General features: G+C 35.8%; 5 protein-coding genes and 2 pseudogenes. 2 read left to right on the top strand and 5 right to left on the bottom strand.

The features are described from left to right. Positions 1–68: 68 nt before the first annotated feature. Positions 69–500: pseudogene (locus tag ACFIQE_RS07915) on the top strand (helix-turn-helix domain-containing protein). Between the two features lie 288 nt (positions 501–788). On the opposite strand, the gene ACFIQE_RS07910 reads toward ACFIQE_RS07915, so the two are convergent. Genes ACFIQE_RS07910 through ACFIQE_RS07900 form a run of 3 tightly spaced genes read right to left on the bottom strand, consistent with a single transcriptional unit; the run spans position 789 to position 4,235 of the window. Further along, the gene (locus tag ACFIQE_RS07910) at positions 789–1,253 is read right to left on the bottom strand and encodes a toxin-activating lysine-acyltransferase (protein ID WP_375620671.1); all 465 of its coding nucleotides are present in this window, start codon (positions 1,251–1,253) and stop codon (positions 789–791) included. Continuing rightward, the gene (locus tag ACFIQE_RS07905) at positions 1,253–2,578 is read right to left on the bottom strand and encodes an HlyD family type I secretion periplasmic adaptor subunit (protein WP_375620672.1); all 1,326 of its coding nucleotides are present in this window, start codon (positions 2,576–2,578) and stop codon (positions 1,253–1,255) included. Before ACFIQE_RS07905 ends, ACFIQE_RS07910 begins: the two co-directional genes overlap by 1 nt. Beyond that, positions 2,568–4,235 (bottom strand): peptidase domain-containing ABC transporter, encoded by a 1,668-nt coding sequence (locus ACFIQE_RS07900; protein WP_375707483.1) that lies wholly within the window; start codon positions 4,233–4,235, stop codon positions 2,568–2,570. The genes ACFIQE_RS07905 and ACFIQE_RS07900 overlap by 11 nt, the downstream gene beginning before the upstream one ends. Positions 4,236–4,489: 254 nt before the next feature. Between ACFIQE_RS07900 and ACFIQE_RS07895 the strand changes: the two genes are divergently transcribed. Beyond that, positions 4,490–5,299: a hypothetical protein gene (locus ACFIQE_RS07895; RefSeq protein WP_375640269.1), complete on the top strand. Its 810-nt coding sequence runs from the start codon at positions 4,490–4,492 to the stop codon at positions 5,297–5,299. Positions 5,300–7,216: 1,917 nt separating this feature from the next. On the opposite strand, the gene ACFIQE_RS07890 is transcribed toward ACFIQE_RS07895, so the two are convergent. Beyond that, complete coding sequence (locus ACFIQE_RS07890; RefSeq protein ID WP_375620675.1) at positions 7,217–8,002, bottom strand: DUF1499 domain-containing protein; 786 nt, start codon at positions 8,000–8,002, stop codon at positions 7,217–7,219. Positions 8,003–8,533: 531 nt separating this feature from the next. Further along, positions 8,534–8,745, bottom strand: a pseudogene (locus tag ACFIQE_RS07885) (hypothetical protein); the annotation flags it as partial.

Here is an 8,745-nt window from a genome sequence, read left to right as displayed (position 1 = left end):
TGAAGAAAATCATAAAAAGATTTGTTAGAATCAGAAGAAAATATTTCTTCTCTAATAGGACTTTTTATATGGTTACACCCTTTGGTAAAATTTTACGGAAACTTCGCATTGATCACTCCGAACGCCTCTTAGATATGGCTAAAAAATTAGACATATCTGTAGCATTTTTATCTTCTGTAGAAATTGGCAAAAAATCTGTTCCTGTAAGACTGGAGGAAAAGATCATAGAGCTTTATGGTTTAGATAAAGAGAAGGCTTCTCTCTTAAAAAAGAAGCCTATTCTTGTCGAAAAAGCATCATAATAAAGCCTTCTGATACATTCAGATTTGAAGCTGTTGGTATGTTTTCTAGACTGAGTAAACATTATTTCACAAGAAGATTTAGAACTATTAAAAAAATTATTAGAGAAAGCTGGCAAAAAGAATGCATTTTGTAAAGGAAAGTGTAAAAATCCTATTCCCGAACCTAATTATATGGTCCCTAACCTTAAAAAAATATAAATAAAATCAATAGTTTATTGCAATTAAATTTAGATTCGAATTCAGGTATCCCAGCCAATTCTAGTGAAATTAGTTAATCAAATTTCAGCTTGAGAGTGGATCAATCCCCTTAACCGTCTGTTGCTATTCATAGCAAGTTTTGTAAGCTGAAAAACACCTATTTGTAGCGGGTTAGCTCTAAATATGGTAAGGTTCTCTTGCTATAGCTATCGCTTAAAGAGCTCTTTTAAAAGATTCTTTTCTATAAGACGAGGGGTAAATGATTGATGCGCACTTGCTTTAGAAAAACTATTTGGCTGGATTTTGCGCTCTACAGCAACACCAGCGTGCAATTTTTCGCATTCCACCATCTTCATTACGTCGTACAGCATAACAATAACGCTGATCAGGAAATATATTTCGTTGCATATCGCGTACAATATGAGCAGTATGGCCATAGGGTGCTACACAATCAATAAACCATACGTATTTTCCATTCTGCCAATTGGCATCAGGTAAAAATTCTCCCTTATCAAGCATAGATTGATGATTTTTCTCATCTAAAAAAGCCCAAGTGATAAAGGCACAAAATTCTCCACGTTCATTTTTATAGAGCTTGTATTGCCCAGTCTGTAAAGCTGGTCCTAAATTTCGTTCGATATCCCAGATTCGCCAGCGGCGGTATAAGGGAGATGTAAGCATTAAAACAACCATAGCTCCTAACGCTGTAAGAGGGTCTATGAATGATGGTGATGAATTTTCATTTACAGACATTATCTTTCCTTTAGAGATTGTTCTAAAACTTTGGTGATAGGTTCAAAGAAATAAGAAATGAGACGCCGTTTTGAGGTAATGACATCCGTTGCCACAGTCATGCCAGGGATAAATTTAAGATGTTTGTTATTCAAAGTGATGTGATCTTGGTCAATTTTTATTAAAACAGCATAGACACCATTAATTTCTTTATTATAGCGCGCTGTAGCGCCTACATTAACGACTGTACCGTGGATAACACCGAAACGTTCAGGTGGAAAGGCAGAAAACTTGATGTAAGCACGTTGACCCTTTTCTAAAAAACCAATATCTCGATTATCAAAAAACGCTTCAACAATGAGACCACCTGCATCAGGGACAATACGCATAAGCGTTTTACCAGCTTCTACAAAGCCGCCCAAAGTATGGATACTTAAATCATCGATACGTCCATCAACAGGCGCATAGAGTGATAAGTGGTCAAGATGGTATTGAGTGCTATCAAGCTTTGCTTTTAATCCTTGAAGATTCAGTTCTGTTTCACGCGAAAGTTGGCGATAGCGGGCGATTTCATCGGAAATGAGACTTTTCCGTTGTTGGCGAAGGGTATTGATTTCGGCGGCATTTTCTTCCAAACGTCTTTGATTGGTTAAAATTTCATGCTCGACATTTTTAAAATCATGTAAACGCTCTAAATAAACCGCTTGGCTGATGACTTTTGTTTCCATTAGGCTTTTTGCAGCCTTTAATTTTCCTTGGCTTAATTGACGATCATCTTCCAACCTATCTAATTGCGCATGTTGTGTTGCACCGCTGCGCTCGACGCGGTCCGCTTGTGCTTTTAGCGCTCTTAATTTATCTTGGAGAGATTGAAGGGCAGCGCTAATGAGTTTTTCCCCTTCTATTCTTGCAGTCGTGTTGCCAGAAGGAGGAACTGGCAGATAGGCAAGTCCTTTGGTCACAAAATCTTTATCCAAAGGATCACTTTCATGCAAAGCTGTTAAAATAGCTGTTGCGATTTGTGCTTGAAGGGTTTGTTGCGCGATATCTGCTTGAACACGTGCGCACTCATTGAGGGCTTCACGGGGATCTAATTGAATAAGGAGATCCCCTTGATGAACAAATTGCCCTTCTTTTACAAGGATTTTCTCAATGCGTCCTGTATTTTGCGCTTGGACCAGCTGAACGTAAGCGGTGGGAATAACACTTCCTTGCCCCCGTGCAACAATCTCTGTTTTTGCGATAAAGCTGCCGATCACAATAAAGAGAAATAAGGTGACCAAAACAGCAACAACCATATGAAGCGTTGGTGACAAAGGGCGCAAATAGGGAGCTTTATCTGCCATTTTTTGCCTCCAAATCAGTAAAGTTTAAGACGTTTGCATGCTGAGGAAAGAGGTCACTTTTGTGGGTAATAACAAGAACAATACGATCTTGTGAAAGTTTATATAAATGCTCAACAATTTGTGCACTGACAGTGTCATCCAATGCGGAAGTAGGTTCATCTAAAATAAGCAGGCTTGGGTTTATCAGAAAGAAACAAGCCAAAGCCAAGCGTTGGCGCTGACCACCCGATAAAAAACCACCTTGCTCTCCTACTTGAGTATGGAGTCCTAGAGGCAACTGAGCAATCAAATCATGGCAAGCACTAACATATAGTGCAGCGTCAATTTCATCTTTAGTGGCATCTGGTTTAGCAAGAAGCATATTCTCAAGAATGGTTCCGGAAAAAAGGCAAGGATTTTGAGGAAAGTACGCGATTGTTTCACGCACGCTACGGACATCAAAATTCTGTAAAGGTTGGGCGTTAATCAATATCTTCCCGCTTGTTGGGGGGTAGAGTCCACAAAGGAGCTTCGCCAAGGTTGTTTTTCCGCACCCTGAAGGACCAAGTAACATAATTGGTTGCCCAGGTTGTAAACAGACATCAAGATGATTGATAATGGATTTATCTCCATAAGAAAAACAGAGATCGTTGGCTTCAAGATGAGGAGGAGCGCTGAGTTGAAGAGGCGGCTTTTCTTCTTCCCATTCTGAAGGGGAGTTAAGAATATCGCCCAAACGAAGACGAGAGATTTTCAAATGCTGCCATTCTTCCCATAGGGATGCAAGGCTTAAGATAGGACCAGAAACATTTCCAGCGAGGAGATGAAAGGCAATAAGTTGCCCTAGCGTAATCTGGTTTTGAAGAACTGCCTGAGCACCAAAAAAGATAATAAAAATAGTGAAAAGATCACCAAAAATATGGCTCATGGCTCCATTGAGAAGATGCAATTTACTGGTTGTAAGGCTTTGATCTAAACTACGAGCTAAAGTTTCTTGCATGCGTATCGTATGAGCAGATTCTTTTACATGTGCTTTAATGGCTTCAAGATTGGTAAAACTTTCAATAAGGCGCGATTTATGGACAGCTTGCAGAGTGAAAGAACGGCGTAATTGGCGGCGCAAGAAGGGACCGACCAACGCTAAAGAACCCATTTGTAAAGGTAAAATGATAAGGACAATGAAGGTCAGTTTCGGACTAATGGAAAAGAGTGCAACAATATAAATAATGGCAAAGAGAACATTTAGCACAGTTGTGGCGATGGTTCCTGTTAAAAAACCGCGAATTGTATCAACTTCTCCAATACGTGAAAACAATTCTCCTACTTGCCAACGGCGTAAAGTGGGCAAGGAAAGACTTAACAGATGGCTGTAAATGCGCCGCCCAAATTCTAATGTAAGCCGATTGGCTAAATAAGCACCTAAGTAGCCTGATAGAGTGCTAAGAGCCGTGCTAAACAGCATAATAGCAACCATCAAGACAACGATAGCATAGAGACTTTCAATACGTTGAAAAGGGAGAATACGGTCGATAATCGCTTGAAAAATAAAAGGATTCACCAAGCCAAGTAAGCGCAAAACAACAGCAACGCAACTGAGTTCGATGACATAATAAATATATTTCTTTGTTGTTCTTGTAAACCAAGAGAATGATACAGGTTTTTCTTGTGAATGACTCATTTGAATTTATGATTTTGTTTAAGAGAAAGAGCGATGGATGTCGCATATTTAAACAGTATTGTAAATAGTATTATATATATACAAAATATACATTTTGTATATATGCAATACAAACAAAATGTATATTTTATTTATAAAGTATTTTTATTGTTATTTATACAAATTATATTTGACATTTGCTAAAATGAACAATAACGAAATTCCCACTGTATCGTTGTGATACAGTTATTTTTAATAATAAAAGGAGGATTTAAATGGGTAGTTCAAGCTCATCAAATGATTCAAGTAGTAACTCACATCCAAAAAGTTGGCTTTTTCCAGAAGATGATTATAGTACAGACGCTTATGCCCAAGCAGCAGGTACAGGTGGCATTGTAGGAGCAATATTAGGAGGTGGTGCTGGTGCAGCTGGAGGTTCTATTGCTGGACCAGGAGGTGCAGTTGCTGGCTTACTCGGTGGAGCAGTAAGCGGCGGAATAGGAGGAGCTGGTGATTCAAGTAGTAACTCACATCCAAAAAGTTGGCTTTTTCCAGAAGAAGATGATTGTAGCGCAGGCGCTCATGCCCAAGCAGCAGGTGCAGGTGGCATCGTAGGAGAATTAATAGGAGGTATTGCTGGTGCAGTTGGAGGTCTTTTTTCTGGACCGGGAGGTGTCGGTTCTGGCTTTGTCAATGGAGCAATAGGAGGTGGACTAGCAGGAGCTGGTGACGCTGTGGTAGATAAATACAATGCATGCTATACGGCACCAAGTTGTGAAACAAGCGATTATGTTGAAGCAGCTGCCATACACGGAGGCATAGGACTAGCATCTGGTGCATTATTTGGTCCGGAAGGAGCAGCAATAGGCGGATTAGGAGGAGCGGCTGACGGTTTTATAGATAAGTACAATGAATGCCATCCGAATCCAAGTTGTGAAGTAAGCGATTATGTCGAAACAGCGGCCATAAAGGGAGGCGCAGGAGCATTAATTGGTTTATTAGGCGGTCCGGAAACAGCAGTAGCAGGCGGATTAGGAGGAGCTATTAGTGGTTTTATAGATAAGTACAATCAATGTCATCCGTAAAGTGGAGGGACACTGTTTCTAATTTATTTAGAAAATAGCTAGTAAGATATTTCTGAGATCAGTGATATTGTAAACATACTTTAAAGCTACGGCTAAACTGATTTCAGGGATATTTTTGTGTGTGATAATAGATATTTTATTTTGGATTTTTTGTTATGAATACTTTTACTGGCTCCTTAGTAACAGCAATTGGATTTGGATTTTGCATGTTTTTTTACAATAGATTTAAAGGTAAGAACTGGAGTATAAAAAGGACAATATTATCAACAATTATGTTTTTTATATTATATTATGCTGGAAATTCATTAGTTAAATATATGGGAATTTTATAAAGATTGCTTATATATAAAATTATAATTATTTGAATTATAATCTATTGCTCTCTCTTAAATCATTCATAAAGTAGATGAAATTTCAGTCTGGATTTTTTTATGCATACTTTTACTGGCTCCTTATTGGCAACGTTTATATATGGATTTTTAATGTTTTCTTACAATAGATTTAAAGGTAAGAACTGGAGTATAAAAATGGAAATATTATCAACAATTAGGTTTTTTATACTATATTATGCTGCAAATTTATTAATTGAATATACGGGAATTTTAAAATAATATAGAATTACGTTATTATCAGCATTTTATTATTTATCATAATTTATACATTTTACAAATTATATTTGATTTTTTTGCTAAATAGCATGCATCATCAGATGATTAAAGTAGTAACTCACATCCCAAAAGTTGGCTTTTTCCAGAATAAGATGGTTGTAGCGCAGGCTCTTATGCTCAAACAGTAGGCACAGGCGGTCTCGTGGGAGCCCTTTATTAGGAGGAGGGGCTGGGTGCAGTAGCTGGTCTACCTAGAGTAGTAGGAGGCGGATTATTAGGAGCTGCCTATCGGTTTGATAGATAAGTACAATCAATGCCATCCGTAAAGTGGAAGAACACTGTTTCTAATTTATTTAGAAAATAACGATAAAGATATTTCTGAGATCAGTGATATCGTAAACATACTTTAAAGCTATGGCTAAACTGATTTCAGGGATATTTTTGTTTAAGACAATAGATATTTTATTTTGGATTTTTTTGTTATGAATAATTTTACTGGCGCCTTATTGGTAACGTTTATATATGGATTTTCAATTTTTTTTTACAATAGATCTAAAGGTAAGAACTGGAGTATAAAAAGGAAAATATTATCAACAATTATGTTTTTTATATTATATTATTTTGGAATTTTATTAGTTAAATATATGGGAATTTTATAAAGATTGTTTATATATAAAATTATATTTAATTAAGTTAAGTTTATTATTTGAATTATACTCTATTGCTCTCTCTCTTAAATCATTCATAAAGTAGATGAAATTTCAGTCTGGATTTTTTGTTATGCATACTTTTACTAGCTCCTTAATGACAGCAATTGGATTTGGACTTTGCATGTTTTTTTACAATAGATTTAAAGGTAAGAACTGGAGTATAAAAAGGACAATATTATCAACAATTATGTTTTTTATATTATATTATGCTGCAAATTTATTAATTGAATATATGGGAATTTTAAAATAATATAAAATCAAGTTGTTATATTATTTTAAAAATATAATTATAAGGTGTTATTTGTAGAGTTATTTATAAAAAATAAGTTATTATTTTTATATAATATTAAACTTTAAAAAATATTTACTGATTACAGTTAGACAGAGACTTTAATATTATTATCAATATTTCTGTTTTTTATTTCCTATTTTTTTAATCTTTTTCATTATTTCAAGCATGGGTTGTTTTGAGATTATTATCTTTTGTATAAGGATTATCAATTTATAGTTTTTGAAAAGTGATTGTTTGCTTATGTATCATGATTTATTGAAAAATAGGCAACTTTTATGAAATAAAATGCCTTATTTCTCTTAGATTGTTATTCATCGTCTTGTGAGAGAGGAAGTGAGGCGATTTCTGTATCAAGGGCATCCATAAAATCGATAATAAAAGCAGCATTCGTTCCCAAATCTCTTAGCAAATAACGAGAAGCAGAACGCATATCAACAAAAGTTGTATCCCCTTCATTGGTTAAGCGTATCACAATGTCTGAAATAAAACCAAGGTAAAAAGTTTTTGCCATTGTTTCAATATAAAGCGCATTTTCTTCACCTTTAAACTCTCGTTGAGCCACAACAGGCCAATCATAGGCTGCTAAAACATTAAGAACGGATTCGCGAATACGGTCAGGTGAGCCATCATAACGGCGCCCCGATATTTCTGGCCATTGTGACATCTGTATTGCTGCTTGTTCAGTCAAAACACTTTTGAGTGGTAAAGCATCGCTGGGACGTATTGTGCGAAAAAAAGCCGGTGGTCTTTGTGTATCGGTAGAAACGTCGTAAAGAGCCGGTAAGGTAAACCAAAGTCCAAAAAAGAGCATCAATGGTGTGGCTGTTATCAACGAATAAATGATCCCTTTTAAAGCTTTCATTCCCCCTAGAGCACCATAGACCCACAAACTATGAAGTGCTTTAATAGCCAGAAAAAGAGAAATAATTACACAGCCAGTAGAGATTCCGATCAAAATTATGAAGTCAGTTACGTTAATGACGGAAAAACGTTGTAAAATGACTGAAAATAATAAAATAAAGAACGACAATCCACCAAATCGAGGGGACCATACTGCTGCTCTTGAAACGAACCGAACATATCTCTTCTTCATGAAGTTTTTCCCCTCGATTGTAAACTATAAGCCAAGTTTTTTCAGAGTGCTATCTTACAAAAAGCTTCTGCTCATAAACCAAAAATAAAGCACTTATTTTTGAGGTCAAGGATGTGTAATGTCTTATAAGTTTCCAGCGGTTATTTTAGCACTTCATTGAAAGTGATCAGTATTTCTTCTATAATTTATCATGTCATTGATGCGAATTTTATGGGAATGTTTGTAAATAAAAAGAAATAAACTCAAATAACAAGTTCTACGGTTGTTAGCAGCATATATTTTTAGAACTTTACTCTTGATTTTTCTCTTCTAATGGCGGGGAGTTTTTTCTGTCAGATAATGCGTCTCAAATAGGATATGATGATGTGCAATAGAGATTTCATTCTACCTCAATAAAAAATTTAGGGATCTACAATCAGATAAATCTGAATTCGAATATTTGATTAATAGAGAAAAAAGATAACCATTTTGATAGGCTTTATGTATTTTATAGAAAGGAAGGTGTTGTACAAATGAGAGGTTAGTCCGTTTTTATTCATAAAATATGCGGCAGGTTGCAGATGAAAGAAAAGCTTCACTTTCTTTTTTTGCAAGGGAAGAAGGGACAAAAATACGTAAAATAACAAACCCTTCATTCAAATTTTTAGCAACCAAAACTGAATTGGCATTTTTTTTAGGTTTTGATTTTTTGAGTTCTATGATTTGTATTGGTTTTCCAATGATAAGATCAAGTGTCGCATCAG

The sequence above is a fragment of the Bartonella sp. AA1HLJMS genome (genome assembly GCF_042197445.1).
Lineage (GTDB): Bacteria > Pseudomonadota > Alphaproteobacteria > Rhizobiales > Rhizobiaceae > Bartonella.
Note: the sequence above shows the minus strand (reverse complement) of the source record. Positions and strands in the feature narration are given on the sequence as shown.

Coding starts and splice junctions, on each gene's coding strand:
- ACFIQE_RS07910 (WP_375620671.1), bottom strand. CDS start 1,253: ATGTCTGTAAATGAAAATTCATCACCATCATTCATAGACCCTCTTACA.
- ACFIQE_RS07905 (WP_375620672.1), bottom strand. CDS start 2,578: ATGGCAGATAAAGCTCCCTATTTGCGCCCTTTGTCACCAACGCTTCAT.
- ACFIQE_RS07900 (WP_375707483.1), bottom strand. CDS start 4,235: ATGAGTCATTCACAAGAAAAACCTGTATCATTCTCTTGGTTTACAAGA.
- ACFIQE_RS07895 (WP_375640269.1), top strand. CDS start 4,490: ATGGGTAGTTCAAGCTCATCAAATGATTCAAGTAGTAACTCACATCCA.
- ACFIQE_RS07890 (WP_375620675.1), bottom strand. CDS start 8,002: ATGAAGAAGAGATATGTTCGGTTCGTTTCAAGAGCAGCAGTATGGTCC.